The sequence below is a fragment of the Sediminibacterium ginsengisoli genome, assembly GCF_900167075.1.
Classification (GTDB): Bacteria; Bacteroidota; Bacteroidia; order Chitinophagales; family Chitinophagaceae; genus Sediminibacterium; species Sediminibacterium ginsengisoli.
On record NZ_FUWH01000006.1, the window covers coordinates 145,195 to 164,591 of the forward strand.

16 protein-coding genes are annotated in these 19,397 nt (G+C 48.0%); 4 read left to right on the forward strand and 12 right to left on the reverse strand.

Annotated features, from left to right (window positions below; genetic code table 11):
* Window positions 1-12: 12 nt before the first annotated feature.
* Window positions 13-1,674, forward strand: coding sequence for an ABC transporter substrate-binding protein (locus tag B5D42_RS11655; RefSeq protein ID WP_078831688.1), 1,662 nt, complete (start codon window positions 13-15; stop codon window positions 1,672-1,674).
* Here the strand turns inward: B5D42_RS11655 and B5D42_RS11660 are convergent.
* From B5D42_RS11660 to B5D42_RS11680, 5 genes are all read right to left on the reverse strand, one after another.
* A complete protein-coding gene (locus tag B5D42_RS11660; protein WP_078831689.1) occupies window positions 1,664-3,550 on the reverse strand; it encodes a M56 family metallopeptidase in 1,887 nt (628 codons plus the stop codon). The genes B5D42_RS11655 and B5D42_RS11660 overlap by 11 nt on opposite strands.
* Window positions 3,551-3,564: 14 nt before the next feature.
* Window positions 3,565-3,942: a BlaI/MecI/CopY family transcriptional regulator gene (locus B5D42_RS11665; protein ID WP_078831690.1), complete on the reverse strand. Its 378-nt coding sequence runs from the start codon at window positions 3,940-3,942 to the stop codon at window positions 3,565-3,567.
* Window positions 3,943-4,019: 77 nt separating this feature from the next.
* Window positions 4,020-4,508 carry a hypothetical protein gene (locus tag B5D42_RS11670; protein WP_078831691.1) on the reverse strand — a complete coding sequence of 163 codons (489 nt, stop codon included), beginning with the start codon at window positions 4,506-4,508 and terminating at the stop codon, window positions 4,020-4,022.
* Between the two features lie 87 nt (window positions 4,509-4,595).
* Window positions 4,596-6,818, reverse strand: a complete 2,223-nt coding sequence (locus B5D42_RS11675) for a sodium-translocating pyrophosphatase (RefSeq protein WP_078831692.1) — start codon at window positions 6,816-6,818, stop codon at window positions 4,596-4,598.
* Between the two features lie 107 nt (window positions 6,819-6,925).
* Window positions 6,926-8,137 (reverse strand): serine hydrolase domain-containing protein, encoded by a 1,212-nt coding sequence (locus tag B5D42_RS11680; RefSeq protein WP_176112991.1) that lies wholly within the window; start codon window positions 8,135-8,137, stop codon window positions 6,926-6,928.
* A 135-nt stretch (window positions 8,138-8,272) separates the two neighbouring features.
* Between B5D42_RS11680 and serA the strand changes: the two genes are divergently transcribed.
* From serA to B5D42_RS11695, 3 genes are all read left to right on the forward strand, one after another.
* Complete coding sequence (serA, locus tag B5D42_RS11685; RefSeq protein WP_078831694.1) at window positions 8,273-9,511, forward strand: phosphoglycerate dehydrogenase; 1,239 nt, start codon at window positions 8,273-8,275, stop codon at window positions 9,509-9,511.
* 17 nt (window positions 9,512-9,528) lie between these two features.
* Window positions 9,529-9,948, forward strand: coding sequence for a helix-turn-helix transcriptional regulator (locus tag B5D42_RS11690; RefSeq protein ID WP_078831695.1), 420 nt, complete (start codon window positions 9,529-9,531; stop codon window positions 9,946-9,948).
* A 66-nt stretch (window positions 9,949-10,014) separates the two neighbouring features.
* The gene (locus B5D42_RS11695; protein ID WP_078831696.1) at window positions 10,015-10,449 is read left to right on the forward strand and encodes a VOC family protein; all 435 of its coding nucleotides are present in this window, start codon (window positions 10,015-10,017) and stop codon (window positions 10,447-10,449) included.
* Between the two features lie 31 nt (window positions 10,450-10,480).
* On the opposite strand, the gene B5D42_RS11700 is transcribed toward B5D42_RS11695, so the two are convergent.
* The 7 genes from B5D42_RS11700 to B5D42_RS11730 form a co-directional block, all read right to left on the reverse strand.
* Entirely contained in the window at window positions 10,481-10,999 is a 519-nt protein-coding gene (locus tag B5D42_RS11700; protein WP_078831697.1) for a HEAT-like fold family protein, read from the reverse strand.
* Entirely contained in the window at window positions 10,996-11,715 is a 720-nt protein-coding gene (locus B5D42_RS11705; RefSeq protein ID WP_078831698.1) for a copper homeostasis protein CutC, read from the reverse strand. The genes B5D42_RS11700 and B5D42_RS11705 overlap by 4 nt, the downstream gene beginning before the upstream one ends.
* 11 nt (window positions 11,716-11,726) lie before the next feature.
* Window positions 11,727-12,740, reverse strand: a complete 1,014-nt coding sequence (locus B5D42_RS11710; protein ID WP_078831699.1) for an isoaspartyl peptidase/L-asparaginase family protein — start codon at window positions 12,738-12,740, stop codon at window positions 11,727-11,729.
* A gap of 39 nt (window positions 12,741-12,779) precedes the next feature.
* Window positions 12,780-13,130 (reverse strand): hypothetical protein, encoded by a 351-nt coding sequence (locus tag B5D42_RS11715; RefSeq protein ID WP_078831700.1) that lies wholly within the window; start codon window positions 13,128-13,130, stop codon window positions 12,780-12,782.
* 3 nt (window positions 13,131-13,133) lie between these two features.
* Window positions 13,134-14,156, reverse strand: a complete 1,023-nt coding sequence (locus B5D42_RS11720) for a phytanoyl-CoA dioxygenase family protein (RefSeq protein WP_078831701.1) — start codon at window positions 14,154-14,156, stop codon at window positions 13,134-13,136.
* 18 nt (window positions 14,157-14,174) lie between these two features.
* A complete protein-coding gene (locus B5D42_RS11725) occupies window positions 14,175-15,566 on the reverse strand; it encodes a Gfo/Idh/MocA family protein (protein ID WP_176112992.1) in 1,392 nt (463 codons plus the stop codon).
* A 187-nt stretch (window positions 15,567-15,753) separates the two neighbouring features.
* Window positions 15,754-19,338: a tail fiber domain-containing protein gene (locus B5D42_RS11730; protein WP_078831702.1), complete on the reverse strand. Its 3,585-nt coding sequence runs from the start codon at window positions 19,336-19,338 to the stop codon at window positions 15,754-15,756.
* Window positions 19,339-19,397: the final 59 nt, after the last annotated feature.

Genomic DNA, 19,397 nt, shown 5'->3' on the forward strand with positions numbered 1-19,397 from the left:
TATTCGGGCTGTATGATCGGAAACAATAGGATAAAAAGGAACGAAGGAAAAACTGCAGGATTTCTCTGGGCACTTTGCCTCTGCGGAGCGTTACTCGCAGGCTGCTCTGAACGCAAAAGCAGCGGGAAAGAAGTATTTACCTATAATGAAACCACAGGCATTGCCACGCTCGACCCGGCTTTTGCCAAGAACCAGTCGATCATGTGGGCCGTACACCAGTTGTACAATACATTGGTGGAAATAGACAGCGGACTGAATATTGTACCCTCGGTTGCCAAAAGCTGGGAAGTAAGCGGCGACAGGCTCACCTATACTTTTCACCTGCGGAATGATGTTTTTTTTCATGATAATGACATCTTCCCGGGTGGCAAAGGCCGTAAGCTGGTAGCGGCTGATGTGGCATACAGTTTCAGCCGGATCATGGATAAAGCTACGGCCAGCAGCGGCGCCTGGATCTTCAACGGCAGGGTAGATTCAGTAAAGGCATTTACAGCCGTAGATGATTCCACGTTCAGATTACAATTGCAGCAGCCATTCCACCCGATCATGGGTATCCTGAGCATGCAGTACTGCAGCATTGTTCCGCATGAAGCGGTTGAAAAATACGGGAAGGATTTCAGGCGGAATCCCTGTGGCAGCGGACCTTTCCGGTTTAAATCCTGGGAAGAGGGCGAGGCGCTGGTATTGCTGAAGAACGACAAATACTGGGAGCAGGACAGCACCGGCAGGCATTTACCTTATCTCGACGCGGTTAAAGTCACATTCTTCGATAATAAAGCCACGGAGTTCCTGCAATTCAGGCAGGGGGGACTGAGTTTTGTGAATGATATCGATCCGTCGTTCAAGGATGAGATCCTGACAAGGCATGGCGACCTGCGAAAAGAATGGGAAGGAAAGATCCTCCTGAAAAAACATGCATACTTGAATACGGAATACCTGGGTATCCTGGTAGATAAAGATAACCCGCTGGTAAAAGCAGCACCAACGCGAATCAAGGCAGTGCGCCAGGCAATGAACTATGCGATCAACCGGGTGCAGCTGATGATGTATATGCGTAATTCGATCGGAATACCGGCAACAGCAGGTTTTGTTCCGGGCGGACTGCCGTCGAGGAATGCAGAGCTGGTAAAAGGTTATGCCTACGATCCGGGAAAAGCGCGGAAACTCCTGGCGGAAGCAGGCTTCCCCGATGGAAAAGGACTGCCGGCGATCAAATTGCTCACGATCCCTATTTATGCGGATATCGGGAGTTTTATTGCACGCCAGCTGGAAGAAGTAGGGATTACGGTGCAGGTGGAAGTGATACAGAAAAGCCTGCTGCTGGAACAGACCGCCAAATCGCAGGCCTTGTTCTTCCGCGGTAGCTGGATAGCGGATTATCCCGATGCAGAAAATTATATGGCGATGTTCTACAGCAAAAACCCGGCACCGCCGAATTATACGCGTTATCAGAATCCGGCCTTTGATGAATTGTATGAACGTGCTTTACTGGAAACGAATGATTCGCTGCGCTACAACCTGTACCGCCAGATGGACCAGATCGTAATCAATGATGCACCTGTGATACCGATCTGGTATGATATGGCTATTCACCTCGTGCAGAAAGAAGTAACAGGGTTTTCACCTAACGCACTCAATCTGCTGGAACTGCGTAATACGCGTGTTAAAAATTGATATTGACCTGGCTGATCTGCAGGTTCAGCTGAGTCGTAGTTTTCGCTTCGATCGTCGCATTGATCAGCGAAGCCATGTTCTCTTTGAAGTCGATAAGGATAGCGCTGGTGTTTTTATCTGCCGGCAACTGGTATTTCTTTTTATCCGCAGGCGTTACTTCTTTCAGTACCGGAGTTGTTTTTTTCTCCTGTTCAATTTCTGATAATGGTATTTGCTGTACGGCAGGAGTTGTATTATTTTTTTTGTCAGCGGCTTTTTGTTTAGACGCTTTGATCAGTGCGGGGAGATCGATCTTGTCGGGAACACCCCGCAGCGCATCGCCTACGATCTTATCCAGTTCCAGTTTTTCGATCTGTTCAAAAGCCGCACGCAGGCCCTGTTTGAGGTTTTCGTCTTCAATACCGGCAAGTGCAGCTTCCTTACCCGCTTTGGCAGCGATGTCCATTTTTACATTTTTCAGACCGGCTTCAATGCCCTCAATTGATTTGGCGATACCGAGTTTTAAAGGAACCTGTATCATCGGGGCAATTAGTTCTTCGGTGTCGATCTTGATGGAACCGATATCGGTTGCCTGATTGATACGCTTTAATTCTTTTTCCCAGTTGGCTTTTTCCAGCTCGCGCGATGCGATGCTTAAGGCCCCCGCCACCAGCGGCTGGATCATAGCAATACTATCTGCCGAGGAATGGATTTCACGTGCTGCCTGTGCAAGGTTTTCCTTGATCTCTTTCCGTAACGGTTCATTGAGGAAAAATACCGGGTTGAAGAGTGGATTGTTTACCTGTACAGCCATCGGTTCAACAGCAACAGCCTGGCGCTGCTCGTTGTCTTCTCTTACTGCAACCGCAGTCGTTGGAGCCTGGCGGTTCCTGTTATCCGGACTCAGCCATGCGATGGAACTTAATATACCTGTTACCAGGAATAAGGAAAGTAATTGTTTGCGGTAATTGAAGGATTGTTCTTTATGCCCGATCATGCGTTTAACCCTGCCGAGGAGTTCGTGTTCATTCCTTGCGGCTGTCATGGCAAATGCGGGTGCTTTCTGCAGACTTGCAATGCGTAATAATGCTTCAGCATAAACCGGTGCGCTGTACTGGAATTGCAATACCCAGTCGTCGCAGCTGTTTTCCCTTTCCTTTTTGATCGATTTGCTGATCAGTTGAGTGAAAGGATTAAAGAACAATGATATTTCCACTACCGATAAAAAAATGTTCACGATATAATCATAACGTTTGATATGCGCCAGTTCATGCAGGATCACAGCTTCCATCTGCTCTGTACTCAGGTGGTTAATGCTGGCCAACGGCACAAGGATCAGTGGCTTGAAGAAGCCGATGGTAAGTGGTGTATGAACTTTATCGGAAAGCAGTATCTGCACTTCTTTTTTAATGCCAAGCTGTTCGGCCACGCGGCGAACAAAAAGACGCCAGTTCACAGGGATCTTTTGCGTGCCGTCTGTACGTATGGAGCGCAGCTGACGGTATGCAACCATCCAGCGGATAAATAAAAAAAGTATCAGGAAAAGATAGGCTACAGAAAGATAGGGAAGCAGCTGTTCCGCTTTTACCATCCATGCGATCAGTTGGGAACGGAAACCGGTGTTGCTGTAAACAACCGGGCTGATGCGTTCCTGCAAAGAGCCTGATTCAAGCAATACTTCCTTGTAAGCGATATGGTAAAACCTCAGGGTAACCAGGAACCAGGCGAACCCGGTCAGCTGTACACATACGGCCAGTTTGTATTTATTGGCCGCCTGGAATCTGGCTATAAAAGAAACGGCAATGTATACAAGCCATAACAACGCCATTTGCCAGAGACTGTTGGCTATAGCGCAACCAAGGGCCTGCAGGAAGGATGATTGGAACAGCGATGGCATAGATTATTGTTAGATTATTGTTTTTTCAGGTTATCCAGTAGCTTCTGAATTTCCGCCAGTTCATCCTGGTTAGGCGCGTGATTACCCAGCGCCTGCATTACAAGCTGGGTAGAAGAACCGCCGAACAGGGAATTGATCATTTTACCTACCAGCTGCTGCTGTGTACTTTCCCGGGTAATGGCGGCGCTGTAGATATGGGTTTTGCTGCTGTCGTCGCGTGCTACAATGCCTTTCTCAAACATGATCTGCATCAGCTTAAGGGTAGTGGTATAACCGGCTTCCTTATGCTCGCTCAGCACTTCATGTACTTCACGCACAGTGGCTGTACCCTTATCCCACAAGATCCGCAGTATTTCCAGTTCACTTTCCGTTGGTTTGATCTGCTTCGACATATGCTATTACGATTTAATTCGTATGCAACTTACGATTTTGTTCGTAAAACAAAAAATAAAGTTTGACCAGCGGCAGGCTACTTTTTTACGGTTTTATAAGTGCCTACATTATAATGCTGTATGGTGGTAAAGGATAATTTTTCTTTGTTTACGCTTACTTTCTTATAGGGCATAAACATTTGTTTTTTGTCCAGGAAGCCGATAATGCACGACATCGGCGTACTGCCTTTCCGGATCTCAACTACCGGTTCCAATCCCAAGTTGGGGATAACAAGAGAATCGGAGGCGCGCAGTTCCTTGTATTGCATCCTTACCAGGAAAGTGAAGCGTTTTTCTGTCTGGTAAACCTGTACGGCAAACTTCCACTGGTTCAGATCATCGGGTACCGGGCTGCTTACGGATGCCACGGGACTTTCCTTCACTTTTTCGCGTATGGGGGAAAGCTTGTCATAACTGCTTGTCCTGATCGTATCTGCACCGGTTTGTTCTTCGGCTTTGGGAGAATTAGTGCAGGCCTGTAAAAGAATCAACAGGGCCGTGAACAGGATTGCCTTGGAATACTGCATGTTTTTTATTTACAAGTATAAGTCCGGTAGTTAAAATAACAAAGCCCGTTATGATTAACGGGCTTTGTGTATGGTAAAGTCGATTTTTTATTTGCTGATACCTGAAGTGTACGCAACCGTTTTACCGGTTGTTGTTTGAGCTGCGGCAGTGTTAGCCTGTTTTACAGCCTGCTTTGCAGCGGTATGATCGGTACCATGCATTCTTGCCAGTGTTGGCGCGATAACAAGTGATACGATCGACATCAGTTTAATGAGGATGTTCATAGAAGGACCTGACGTATCTTTAAAAGGATCGCCTACGGTATCTCCGGTTACAGATGCTTTATGCGGCTCTGATTTCTTGTAATACATCTCACCGTTGATCTCTACACCTTTCTCGAATGATTTTTTGGCATTATCCCATGCACCACCGGCGTTATTCTGGAACATACCCATCAACACACCGCTAACAGTAGCGCCTGCAAGGAAACCACCCAGCGCTTCAGGGCCCATCAGGAAACCGATGATAATGGGAGAAACGATAGCGATCGCACCGGGCAACATCATCTTTTTGATGGATGCATCGGTTGAAATGGCCACACATTTATCGTACTCCGGTTTTCCTGTACCGTCCATGATGCCTTTGATGGTGCGGAACTGGCGGCGGACTTCTTCCACCATGGCCATTGCGGCTTCACCCACGGCGCGTATGGCCAGTGACGAGAAGATCAATGGTATCATTGCACCCACAAACAGGGTTGCCAGCACTTTTGCTTTGTAAATATCGATACCCTGGATACCTGCAACACCTACGAAAGCTGCAAACAGGGCAAGGGCAGTAAGCGCTGCAGAGGCAATGGCAAAACCTTTACCGGTTGCTGCGGTAGTGTTTCCTACTGCATCCAGCACATCGGTTTTCTCACGTACTTCTTTAGGCAGCTCACTCATTTCTGCAATACCACCTGCGTTATCCGCAATCGGACCGAATGCATCGATGGCCAGCTGCATTGCAGTGGTTGCCATCATACCCGCCGCAGCGATCGCCACGCCGTACAGTCCCGCGCACTCGTAAGAGCCCCAGATACCTCCTGCGAGGACCAGGATCGGGAGACAGGTTGATTCCATACCTACAGCCAGACCTCCGATCACATTGGTTGCATGGCCGGTTGAAGACTGACGTATGATAGACAGCACCGGACGCTTGCCCATTGCTGTATAATATTCTGTGATGATGCTCATCAGCGTTCCTACTGCAAGACCCACCAGGATAGCGCCGAATACGCCGTTACGGGTAAATTCCAGTCCGCGGAGACTCATGGTTTCAGGCAGGATATAGAATACCAGTCCCGCACATGCCGCAGCAGTAAGTATAATAGAACCCCAGTTACCCATGTTGAGGGCTTTCTGTACACTGGAAGTATTGATGCCTGCTGAATCGCTGATACGTACAAAGAATGTTCCGATAATAGAGAAAAGGATACCTACACCTGCGATCAGCATCGGCAGGAGGATCGGAGCGTAGCCGCCAAACTGATCCTGGGACATGGTTTCTTGTCCGAGTACCATGGTTGCCAGTACGGTTGCCACATAAGAACCGAACAGATCGGCGCCCATACCTGCAACGTCACCCACGTTATCACCCACGTTATCGGCAATGGTTGCCGGGTTGCGCGGATCATCTTCCGGAATACCTGCTTCTACTTTACCTACCAGATCGGCTCCCACATCGGCAGCTTTGGTGTAGATACCACCGCCCACGCGTGCAAACAGTGCAATCGATTCTGCTCCCAGCGAAAAGCCGGTCAGCACCTCAATGGTACGGAGCATTTCGTCTGAATTGGCTGCCGCTTCCGGCGCGAACATAGCTTTGAGGATCAGGTAAACCGAACCCAGACCAAGTACTGCCAGCCCTGCAACACCCAAACCCATTACAGCACCGCCGGTAAAAGATACCTTAAGCGCCTGCGAAAGGCTGGTACGCGCGGCCTGTGCCGTACGCACATTGGCTTTGGTTGCCGCTTTCATACCTATATATCCTGCTACGGCACTGCAAACGGCACCGAGAACAAATGCAAGTGAAATGGACCAGTGTGAATGCGGGTTACTGTTGGCCATAACACCCAGCAGCAGGGCCACAATAACAACGAAATAGGCAAGGATCTTCCATTCCGCTTTCAGGAACGCCATGGCGCCTTCTGCGATATAGGTACTGATCTCTTTCATGCGTTCATTACCCGCATCCTGTTTGGAAACCCAGTTGAATTTGATGAATGTGTACAGGAGACCTATAACTCCCATTGCCGGAACGGCGTAAAACAAGATCTTGTCCATAAGCGGTAAATGTCTGGTAGTATGGTTATTTTGTTTAGAAGTCTGCAAAAATAGGGGGAAAACGGTAAAAACGTTAGCGGACCCGATTTTAGCCTGTCCGGGCCGTTTTACTGGTCTGTCTCTACCTGGGTTGTATCGGCTTTTCCCGTCAGCGCCGAGCTCATTTTGCCGGCCGCCCATATATTCCGGTTGAACTTGTTACCCAGGATAATAACGGTTGCCGTATCTGTGATCATCCTTTTGAACACGGCATTATTGCCATGCCACCAGCCGTTGTGATAAATTACCGGCGGTTCTCCGGGATTGAGCACCAGGTGCCAGCCCAGTCCGTAATTACGGACACCCCTGGTTTCATGGCTGTAGGGCTGGTAGGCGAGTTGCTGGGTCTCCGGTTTGATGAATGTGCCCTCATACAGCGCTTTATCCCATTGCAGGAGATCGCGGACGGTGCTATATACGTTTTTATCGCCATACACACAATCCAGCTTGTCGAGCTTGAACACACTATTGTTATAATTATAGGAAGGCTGGTAATTAGCAGTATCTGCAATGCTGAAAACAAAGCTGTGCTGCATATTCAGGGGGCGGAACACGCTGTCCTGCATATATTTGGGGTAGCTCAGACCGCTGATCTTCTCTATTACCAGGGCCAGCATGGCATAATTGGTATTGCAATAATTGTATCTGCGGTTTGGCAGTGCTTCGATCGGCGGCCTTTTGTCGATCATATATTGCAATACGGTATAGTTGGTTGCAAAGCCGCTTACCTGCACCGGTATTCTGTAGGTTTTGGTACGGGTGACCCATCTTCCTTTCTTATTCTTTACCCGGGTTACTTCTGTACGGGTATTATCCATGAAATGATCGTATTTGGGAAGGCCGCTGCGGTGGGTAAGCAGGTCTTTGATGGTGATATTGGCGTAAGGAAAAGTGGGAATGTATTTTTCAACCGGATCCGATAATTGCAGTCGGCCCTGTTCCATCATACGCAGGATCACCGATGCTGTAAATGTTTTGGAAACGGAAGCCACATGGAAAGTGGTCGATTCGGTAATGGGTTCTTTGGTAGACAGGTTGGCATAACCACGATAATCCTCAAAAACGACCTCGCCGTTTTTAGCCAGCAGTATGCTGCCGTTGAAGCCGGTTCGTTCGAGCATGGACTTATACAGCGGTTTTATAGCACTTTCATAATAAGCTTTCTGTTTGGGAGAAAGGGCGGAGAATTGTACAGGGCTGGACTGAGGTACGGTATCTTTTTTCTTTTCTGCAGGTGAACCGCAAGCCAGTAAAAGGACCGGGAGGAAACTTATCATCATCACACGAAGCATTATATCTGGATTTTCAACTAACTAAACAAGAACGGCAAATATAGTTCCCGCCCCATAGGCTGCCAACCTTCGTGGAAAACTATCTCCATTGTGTGCATTCAAATAACATTTATTTTCGCAGGCATGAGCAAGCAAGCAAGCACTTCTTACCCCAAAGAGAAGATCAATATCCTTTTTCTTGAAAATATCAGCGATAAAGCCGTTGCACAGTTCAAAAGCAATGGTTACGTGAATGTGAAGAAACTTTCCGGCGCGCTGAGCGAAGATGACCTGATCCGCGAGATCAAAGATGTTCACCTGCTTGGGATCCGTTCCAAGACAAAAGTGACCGAAAAAGTACTGGCCGCCGCCCCCAAACTACAGGCAGTGGGCTGTTTCTGTATCGGTGTTAACCAGGTAGACCTGAAAGCCGCCACCAGGGCCGGTGTTACGGTATTCAACGCGCCGTACAGCAATACCCGCAGTGTGGCCGAGCTGGTGATCGGTTCGTCGATCATGCTCATCAGGCGCATACCAGACAAAAACAAAGCTGCACATGCCGGTATCTGGATGAAGGATGCAAGCGGAAGCTATGAACTGCGGGGCAAAACACTCGGACTGGTCGGCTATGGCAATATCGGCTCGCAGGTGAGTGTGCTGGCTGAAGCGATCGGTATGAAAGTGATGTTCTACGATACCGAAACCAAATTACCGCTGGGGAATGCAGTTGCGGCTAAAAGTATGAAGGAACTGCTGGGTAAATCGGATATTGTTTCCCTGCACGTACCGGAAACCGGACTTACAAAGAACCTGATCAATAAAAACAATATCAAGCAGTTCAAGCCGGGTGCTATTCTCATCAATTATGCGCGTGGCGAAGTGGTGGATCTGAAAGTGCTGAGCAATGCACTGAAAGAAGGTGCACTCAGCGGTGCTGCAGTGGATGTATATCCGTGGGAACCTGAAAAGAACGGCGATCAGTTTGAAACGCCGCTCCAGGGCTTATCCAATGTGATCCTCACTCCGCATATAGGTGGTTCAACAGAAGAGGCACAGCAGAATATCGGCGAAGATGTGAGCATGAAACTGTTCCAGTATCTCGAAAGGGGCATTACCAACGGCTCGCATACCGTACCCGCTATCAGCCTGCCGCCGGTAGACGGTGCGCACCGCATCCTGCATATACACAAGAATACCCCGGGTGTGCTGAGTGCGATCAATACGGCACTTTCCGCCAATAACATCAATATCGTTGGTCAGTACCTGAAAACAAATGATGAGATCGGTTATGTGGTGCTGGACATCGACAAAAAATTATCACGCAAAGCGGTGGAACTGCTGAAAGATGTAAAGGGTACCATTAAAGTGAGAATGCTTTATTAACCAATACCTGGCAGAATATGCTGTCTGAAGACATTTACCAACGTGTAGTTGCTGCAAAGCTGTATATGGATGGCCATTTACATGAGCCGATCTGCCTGGCGGATGTGGCACGTCAGGCATTTTTCTCCAGGTTCCATTTTCATCGCCTGTTCACACGCATCTACAGGCGTACACCACATGAATACCTGACCATGATCCGCATGGAAGCGGCCCGCACCATGCTGGAACGCGAACCAGGAACGCCTATCACAGAAGTGGCAGCCGGTATCGGGTTTGAAAGCCATCCTTCTTTCAGTAACTTGTTCAGGAAAAGGTACGGTCATACACCTGCCGGTTACAGACAGATCGCTTTGCGGAAAAAAGAAGATGCGGTGCTGAGGCCGAAAAAATTCATACCGCATTGTTTTATCGAATCCTTGTCGATCGACCAGGGATAGCAAGATCGGATAAAGGGATATGCACCTGCTTTTTTAGTTTAGTGTTCTAAAACTAAAACGATTGATATGATCACCAAAATGTCGCACACCACCTTGTTCGTCCTGGACCAGGATAAAGCCTACAATTTCTACGTGAACAAACTTGGCTTCAAAGTGAATACCGATGCTACTATGGACAACGGCTACCGCTGGCTCACCGTAAATCCGCCCGAACAGCCTGAGCTTGAGATCGTGCTGATGCCGATACTTCATGAAAGCATGCTGGCAAAAGAGGGCAAAGACGGATTTGATGCGGAGAGCATCGCTGCTGTAAAATTATTGCTGGAGAAAGGCATCATGGGTGCCGGCGTATTCACCACACCCGATTGCCGGGCTACCTATGAAGAATTAAAAGCAAAAGGTGTTTCTTTCAAATCCGAACCCAAAGAACAGTTTTACGGTACCGAAGCTGTTATGAGCGATGGCTGCGGAAACTGGTTTAGTATGACGCAACCTAAGTAAATGTTTATTACGTAAGACGGGAAGATGTGCGTTACTGTCTGCGCAGCTGCTGGAGTATCTTCCTGCCTCTTGCTTTGAATGCGGCAGATTCTTCCGGCATGCGTTCTTCGATGATCAGTTTCAGCTCTGGCCTGATATCCGGGTAGCGTACGGACAGGTTGAACAATGTGGTGAGCGAAAATGCTTTGATGGCCACCGGTGTTGCAGGGTTCTCGATAAACCCGAAGCATGCGTTCATGACTTTGCCGTGATAGGCTTCAGGGATATCTATTGCCTCGAGTACTCTTACGGCATTCCTGATCAGGGCCGGATGTGTATCTTTTCTTTCGAGTACAGACACGAGATCTGCCAGGTGCGGCATCACCATTTCCGGTTTTTTTCTTGCAGCCCAGCTTACGCTCCATGCTGCTCTTTGCGCAAGGCGGCTTTCGTTACTGTTAAAACATTTCATGAGTTCCTTGAAATGTTTTGCGGAAGTGCAGGCATATTCAGCTACGCGCAATGCCTGTTCCCGCGAATGTTCTTCGTGTATGGCTTCGCGGATATTCATCTGAGTGCAGCTTTCATGTTCCTGATCTCCTCCGGATCTGTGCCGGGGCTGGTGAGTTCTTCCTGCATCGATACCTGTTCGTATTCCATGGAAGATGAATAACTTTTTTTCGCGGAAGAATGCAATTCCGTTGCGCCGGTATAAGCCTGTAATTCTTTGATGTTATGACTTCTCACACCGCTGCCGGGCATGATGACAATGCGGTCGCCGGCCTGCTCTGTTAAGTGCCTGATCAGTTCGCGGCCATCCCAGGCCATGGGAACCTGTCCGCTGGTCAGGATCCTGCTGCAACCACATCCGATAATATCTTCCAGGGCTTCGATGGGGTTAACTGCCCTGTCGAACGCGCGGTGAAAAGTGACGTCCATCGGATAGGCGAGGTTTACCAGCTGAGCCGTCCGGTCTGTGTCTATCTGCCCGTTTTGTAACAACAGGCCGGTTACAATTCCTTCGAACTGCAGTTCCTTGCAGAGCAGCAGGTCTTTCTTCATCACTTCAAATTCTTCTTCATTGTAAAAGAAGTCTCCGCCACGTGGCCGCAATATCGGGAATACGGGCAGACTGATGCGTTCGCGCGCGATTTTCAGTGTGCCGTAGGATGGGGTAGTGCCCCCGTCATTTTCATTGTCGCATAATTCTATCCGGTCGGCACCTGCCGCAGCTGCGGTGAGTGCCGCCTGTATGTTGAACACGGCTATTTCAAGAAGTGAACTCATTTCAGGTCTGTTTAAAGTATGTATTTCCCCTGTACCATGAAGTTCTTATCATCAGCATAGCAAACGGCAAAACTGAATCCTTTCTGGATACAGTAGCCGCCATATTCTCCCTGTTTATTGATAGCAATAAAGCCTACCTGGATATCTTTCGCTTTACTGCCCTTGATTTTAATAATCCTTTCCACAGCTTTTTTGCAGGCCTGTTCCGGCGAATTTCCCTGGCGCATCAGTTCAACCACAAGATGCGAGCCGCAGATCCGGATCACGTCTTCACCCTGTCCGGTTGCGGTGGCAGCGCCTACTTCATTGTCTACAAAAAGACCCGCGCCAATGATCGGGGAATCACCGATCCTGCCGCGCATTTTGAAACCCATACCGCTGGTGGTGCAGCTGCCGCTTAAATTTCCTGCAGCATCCAGGGCTACCATACCGATCGTATCGTGGTTCCAGCTGCCGTCTGATAATTTCTGCGGTGCAAATGCTGTCGGGCTCTTTGTATTCTCGATGTTGATCACCGGTTTATATTCACTTTTTTCAAGCCATTTTTTATATTCTTTTTCTGCCTGATCAGACAGACGCGCCGGTTCCAGCGGAAAACCTTCTGAAACGGCAAACTGCTGTGCGCCGCTGCCTGCCAGCATTACATGCGGTGTTTTTTCCATCACTCTTCTTGCCACAGAGATCGGGTGTTTGATGCGCTCAAGGTAAGCAACGCTGCCACAGTTGGCATGTTCATCCATGATCGATGCATCCAGTGTAACATAGCCATCACGGTCTGGGTTGGCGCCCAGTCCTACACAGCAGTTCAGCGATGATTCAGTTACCATTACACCCTGTTCCACCGCATCCAGTGCCCGCCCGCCTTTCGACAGCACATTCCAGGCTGCCTGGTTGGCTGCGATCCCGGTATCCCAGGTGGAGATCACGATCGGTTTCCGCACTGCAGCCGCAGATCTGAAACCCGTTAAAGAAAAAGCCGAAAGGCCCAGTGAGCCCAATTGTAAAAAACGCCTGCGTTGCAACATGGGAGTAGTTTTAAGAGGAAGATTGGAAAATGGGTATCATTAGTGGTGCATGGACAGCTTCCTGATCATTTCATCACTTGCAGCATCTGCATAAGTACCGTAAGCACTTACCAATACACCTTTCATGTTTCCATCCTTTGCTTCAACAAAATAAACAATACTGGAATCTGAAGGATTGGTGAAGCCTTCAAAGCGATGGAATTCTACGATCTCGAATTGTGAGGGCGACAGACAAATGCCTGTGGTACTGCATTTCAGTTTGTCGAATGCAATGTTGAAATCAGTTGTATAACCTCGTTCCCTTGCACCGGCCAGTGCATCTACCATGGTATCGTAAGCAGCTGCCATATCTTTTTTGATGAAGTTAAGCAATGTTGGTTGTAACGGCATTCATTAACGCCATTTTTTCACTTCCAGGTCGGCCGGCCGGTAATTGATATACTGCACATACCTCGGTACAGATGCAGTATTCGGACTGCTCGCATGCGGAAGGGCGTGATGCCAGATGATCAGATCTCCGGCATTGGCGGCAATGGGTTTAACGCCCAATGCATAAAGATCCTCCTGCCTTGGATTTGCTTCGGGCGGCAGGCTGTTCAGCCAGTTTCCGATGCGGTGCTGAAAGCCGGGAACCAGTGAAAAAGCGCCCTGGTTTTCGGCTGTATCCGTGAGGTATAATATGCCTTGGGTACAAAAGGGAATAGGTAATTCGAGACTCACATCCCAATGCAGTTTATCGCCCGGGTATTTCCACGATTCCGTTTCGGGCGGATTGAACCCAACGCGGTCGGTTGAAAGCCAGATATCACGCCTGCCCCAGAGTTGCATAAAAGCTTCGCGAATCCTTGCCGAAGCACGGATCCTGTTGAGTACAGGATGTTTGAATAACTGGATCATGATGCCGAGCCTGTCGGGATGCTGGCGATACCAGGTAGAAGGATCATGCTCATCCACTCCGATATATTCGCAGATAAGGATTACGGCTTCACGGCAATCGGCAGGCTCTGCGGCGTTGCGTAAGATAACATAACCATTTTCTTCCCAGAACTGCATATCGGTTTCGCTGAAAGGATTTGCTGAAATATCTGTATCCGGTGCAGGAGAAACCTTTCCGGATTCCACCAGTTGATTGAACCTTGAAACCGTATCAGTCTGCAGTTGCCTGCCATTTACCTCCAGTACCCATGCTTCGAATGTTTCGAAAGATGGCACCTGGCCAAACAGTTTGTCCAGGGTAGGCTGCAGCCCCAGGCCAAGGGCACTGAGCAGCGCCATATCGAGGCTCCATTCACTTTGTGATAATGAAGGGTCGATGTTGCCGTTTCGCTGCGCGATGCATTTACGCCAGTAGCGTTTCAGGTGCATAATGCCCAGCGTGCCTGTTTCTGTCGATAATGGTAATTCCAGTGTTGCCATACTGCAAGGTGATATGCTTTAATAATCATCATTCAGGCAGAAAACAGGCTGACGTGTCATCCATTTCCCGCGCGTGAAATCAGGAATATTCTGTACCTGCCCGCCATCGGCAATCGATTTTTCAGATAAGGGCGTGATCGCATACCAGGTGGCCAGATCGTATACATCGAGCGGAAAATCTGCTTTGCGTTTGATACATTCGATGAAAGCGTGGTCTACGAAAAAATCCATGCCGCCATGTCCTGCGCCGACTGCCTGTTTCTCATATTTTTTCCAGAGCGGATGATCGTGTTCCTGCATGTATTTTTCAGGATTTTCCCATTGATGGGCTTTCGGGCTTGTGCCTTCGAAATACAGCATGCCGGCGCTGAATTCACCTGCATGATAATCCTGCCAGAGTCCCTGTGTACCCTGTACCCTGAATCCGAGGTTATAGGGGCGGGGTGAGTTGGTATCGTGTGTGAGCACTATCGTTTCGCCGTTGGCCGTCTGTAATTGAGTGGTTACGATATCGCCCAGTTTGAATATAACTTTTGCATTCGGATGATCTTTACCGCCTTTCGGGTGTTCTGTAATGTATTTATGCAATCCGCGCGATTTGGTAGCTACGGACGATAAACGTGTAAGCCTGTTGCCACGGTTGATATCGAGCATAACGGCTGCAGGGCCTAGTCCGTGTGTGGGATACAGTTCTCCGTTTCTTGTTACGGAATGCTGTGTACGCCAGCGGGCTTCGCTGTAACCTTTCGGGCCGAACTCAACGCCGGAATTGTAAGGTGTAATACCATCGTTGAATTTAACACCGCGCAGGTCGTGCTCATAACCGCCCTGCAGGTGCAGCAGTTCCCCGAACATGCCTTTGCGCACCATATTGTATACAGCGAGGATATCGCGCCGGTAACATACATTCTCAAGGATCATTACCGGGACTTTTGTTTTTTCACTTGCGTTTACAATATCCCAGCAATCCTGTAGTTTAACAGCGCCGCATACTTCCACGCCCGGGATCTTTCCGGCCTGCATGGCATCTATTGTCTGCGGGGCATGCCATTCCCAGGGTGTGGAAATGATTACGGCGTCTATATCGTCTCTTTTGAGCAGATTTTTATAATCGTTGTTGCCATTGCTGTAAACTGCCGGCGCTGGTTTGCCTGCTTTACTGACCTGCTGTTGCGCCGCTGCGATCATTTGCGTATCCGGATCTGCAAATGCGATCACATCCACATCATCGCGCTGCAGCATCATGTTCAGGTGGTTCTGGCCACGTAAGCCTACACCGATCATGCCGATGCGAACTTTATTCGTTTTTTCTGTATGCTGTGCCTGAAGTGCAGGAAGGGAAAGTCCTGCAGCTATTCCGGCAAGACTGCTGTTGCGGATAAAATCACGGCGGGGCAGGGGAGTATTCATAAGCAAGGATTAGATAGTGTTCAGGTAATAGATATTAAAAGGAAAAGGTAGGAATTTTTTAGATGCGGGGATTGGATGTTTTGCGGTTTATTTCAAGAGATCGGACAGTGGTATTGTATTTAAATAAAACGGAGCATTGTAATGAACAACACTCCGTTTATCTTATTTTTTAGAATTGAAATACCGGTTATTTCTTCAGTTCGCTCATGAGTTTGGTGATTATTTCTTCGAGCTCTTTAACTTTCTTTTCAAGCTGGTCTATTTTCACCGTGTGTACCTGGGTATAATCTACGCTGAGATAACCGGTTTTATCATTGGTAAAGATAGCATCGGGCATTTTCTTCTGTACTTCCTGTGCAATATAGCCATACTGGAGTCCTGTACCTTTTTTCGTGTCTTTCCATTTGAAAGAGACCATATCAATTCCGTCTTTACTATTGCTGCGCGAGATGATGTTTTTGAGTCGTGCATCTGAAGTGAGCGGTACGCCGGAAGCAGTAACGGTTCCATCGAACGAAGCAGAACCATTGGCACCGTTTAAATGCACGGTAACGGCATCGGCGGTAGTGTTGAAGAGTAAAAGGCTTCCGTCGCCTGTGCCGTTCTGGTAAAATGCCCCCAGCTTTGAAGTTGAACCATTTTTGTAGGCGATGTATGCATAGTCGTCATTACCACCCGCTTTTGAAAAAACTGTATTGGAAAAACTGGCACCTGTTCCCCAGAGGCCGCCGGTAATTGTTCCGCCTGTGAGTGGGAGATAGGCCGCGTTATCGGTACTGCCGTCTGCTTTTAAGAACTGTGCAGATGTGCCTCCGGATTTGATAAAGGAGTTGGCCGTGACAGTACTGTTAAAAGATGTATTGCCTGATCCTGGTGCGATTCTTATAACAGGAGGATTGGATGAAGAGGAAATATCATATCCCAATACCCAATCATTCCCGTAAGCCGATGATGAAGAGCCATTACCCCAATACCAGGATCCCCCGTAAGCGGCAGAAGTATAATAAGCTCCGGCTGTAGGTGTAAGCTCCTGATTGGATACCTGAATCGATACTTTATCATTACTGGCTTTTGAAACGGCCAGATAAGGATTAAAATAATTTACAGGAGGCTCCCATCCGAATACCCCTGTTCCGGTCCATTTATTATTGCCGTATGCATCTATCGTGTACTTGAATTCTGTGGAGTTTCCAAATGCAAACCCCCGATCATTTCTGAAATAAGCCTGGTATGCCGTTGTGCCACTTACAGGTGATGAGCCAGTTGACGAAGCTATACCCTGGTAGTAATCCGTTCCGGTAGACCCAATGTGAATTACACGCTTTTCAGATGTGGTAGCGCCTGTCATGTCCAGGGCTGCCGTACTTCCTGTTAATGTATTTGCAATACTTCCGGACATTGTACCGCCGGATAGTGGGAGATAGGAGCCGGTTGAAGTAAAAGCCATTGAGCCGAGGTCAAGGAATGATTGCAATGTTTCTTTACCAATTATTTCATATCGTTGTGAGATATTGTTTTTTACAAGTACGCTAAAGCCGCCTGTGGTGTAAGGAGTGGCTGCATTATGTATAGGAGCGTAACTCCAGTATCGGCCTGAAGTGTCAAAAGTAGCGAGTAATGTTCCATTTGTCGAAATATTAAGATTGTGCTTGCCATGAACAAAAATATTTGCAGCATAAGCTCCCAACCCAAAATTGTCTCCCGCGGCATTGTCTTTTCCAATCGAAAAACCATCTGTGCCGTTAAGAAGATGAATTAATGCGGTACTTGTAGACGTTGATGGGGCAACTAATACGCCTGTTCCTGTAGTGATTATATTACTAGAGAATGTTTTCTGTCCGCCAATAGTCTGGTTGCCTGTCGTATAAACGCCGTTGGTGACCGTACCCGCGTTTCCGCCGATGTTGAGTGCAGATGCAATTCCTGTAAGACCTGTTCCTGCCCCTGAAAATGATGCTGCCGTGATCGCATTCGCGAACGCTGTATTGCCGGCTACGTCAATTGTTATCGCGGCAGTTCCGTCGGAAGGTGTTGAGTTAGGTCCGATTTTGAATTTGTCATTATCGGAATTGTCGATCCCTGCACTCCATGCCTGCTGACCGCTTACAACAAGAGATACATACGGATCTCCGGCTGATGCTCCGTTTACTATTGCCTGCAGGGATGCATTAGCCGCCCAATACGTACTATGTGTATTTTTTACGGACGCAATCACTTCACCGTAAGCAGCTATATTATCTGTAAGCAGGTATACGTTACCCGGACCAATAGCGCCAGCGGCATAGAAAGCAACATCCTGGTCATTGGCTATGCCGGTTGATGCAATGCCAACAGTATTCCGGACTTTATTAACATGCAAGCCATAAGAGGGGGTTGAAGTATTGATACCTGCAATCCCATTCACTTCATCGATATATAGCGTGTTTGCAATGTTGATCTTTCCTTTTGTTGTGTGAGATGTGGAGCCCAAAAACAGGTTTTCACCTGTATTGCTTCCGCCATATAATGCTGCAGCAATTGCATCTGTGAATTTCCCTGTGCCGTTTACATCAAGTTTGGTAGTAGGAGATTTATCGATACCCACATTTCCTCCCATGCCGATACGCATTGGAAGATTATTGTTGGTATACAGATAGCCGGTACCTCCGGTCATCACAGAGATCATCCTGTTGTTGCTGCCTGTCCAACTTGGGAATGAATAACTATCCAGCCAGGATAAAGCTCCATCATTAATGGAAGTCAGCTTGTTAATTGTTGTTACTGTTCCGTCATTCAATGAACCAAAGCTGCCAATGGTAACCGGGTCACCATATCTTTGTATGTATAATGTTTTGCCAGGTGGTAGCAAGAGGTCGCCTAGTTCATATTGCGAATAGTAATTCAGTGATAATTTATCAGGCCTTGCACTAAGATCAGCGTTTCCATAAACCTGTAATCCGCCAACATACGCTTGTTTTGTATAGACAGTATCGACAAATCCTTTTGTGCCGGTTCCCAAACGAAATCCTTTACCGCCTGACTGGGTTGTGCTCGTGTCATTATGGATAAAACCTGCATCGCCGGTTGTTGCATAATCCACGCCTGAAATTGCTGCAACAAGTTCGCCAGTACTGTTGGCTTTGATCAGCGAGGATGTTATGTTCTTTTGCGAAATTCCACCTTCTACCTGCAGTTTACTGCCATTATCTGCCGTTGTGCCGATGCCTACGTTACCGGAAGAAAGGAAGCTTACTTTCTCAGCGCCGGAATTATAAAAATACAGGCTGCCGTTATTATTGTAGGTTACCCAGCTGTTGCCGGTTCCGCTCCTGGAAGTATAAGTAACCCCGCCTGTAACGCCCCGGACATTTATGCCGTTCAGTCCTGCAACATCCAGCGCATAATTGCCCGGGGTGGCGGTACCGATTCCAACATAATTTCCATCATCGTATATGTTACTGTTGCGAAGCTGATTGGTGCCGGTAAATTTGGCTACATAATTATTCGTGCCGGATATATCTGCAGATTTGATCAGTAATGTATCTGCGCCGATCAGGAAACTGCTGTCGTTCAGCTTAATCACTGCTTTTTTAAACTGCGTCCGCCCGTTACCGGTATTGAACAGGAAACCGCTTACATTTCTTGTGCTGTTCTCCAGTATCAGTTCCGCATTACAGGAGTCATTGTAAATACGGACACTGTCTGCCTTGATTTTATGCGTGAACTGTGCATGGACAAAGAAAGGGAATACTGCTGCAGAGAGCAGAAGAAATAATCTTTTGCGTAATGCCATAAAACGTTAGTCTGGTATGGCGGAAAGATACCAAAATCTTCACTTACACAGTGTCTGAA